The 480-nt window shown below is 57.5% G+C and carries 1 protein-coding gene; it reads left to right on the top strand.

Annotation, left to right across the window (positions count from 1 at the left end; genetic code table 11):
- A partial coding sequence (locus J4D97_RS23275; RefSeq protein ID WP_208309666.1) for a plasmid recombination protein occupies positions 1-480 on the top strand: 480 nt, incomplete at both ends.

The raw sequence follows: 480 nt of genomic DNA, 5'->3' as shown, positions 1-480 counted from the left end.
GAGAAGACCCCTCACATTCATGCGGTGGTGGTGCCTATCACGAAGGATAGCCGGCTGTCAGCAGACACGCTCTTTAATCCAAAAACGCTCAAGCAGCTGCAAACTGACTACGCCGAGGCAATGGGCGTGCACGGATTAGACCGCGGCACCATCGGTAGTCGCCGGCAGCACGAGGAGATGAAACAGGTGTATGGGAGGCAGACGGCGACCGCAGCCGAGTTAGGCCCACTGGTGCAGCCAGCCCAGGCACAGGCATTCACCCTCGAGGTACCGCCGCTAATAGGCCGGGACACCTGGCGAGCGGACCAGGAAGCAAAAATCAATGCGGAGATTGCTCGTCAAGTGTCAGCACTGAACAGCCGCTTGCAGGAGGTAGGAAAGATTGCTGTAGCGCAAGCAGGAGCGGTAGAGCGAGCGGAAGTACTCGAAAAGCAACTACGCACAGCAGAGGGCCTAAAACAAGGCAATTTTGAGGCGAAA

The sequence above is a fragment of the Hymenobacter defluvii genome, assembly GCF_017589435.1.
In the GTDB taxonomy this organism is placed as follows: Bacteria; Bacteroidota; Bacteroidia; order Cytophagales; family Hymenobacteraceae; genus Hymenobacter; species Hymenobacter profundi.
This window is presented reverse-complemented; position numbering and strand designations above follow the sequence as displayed.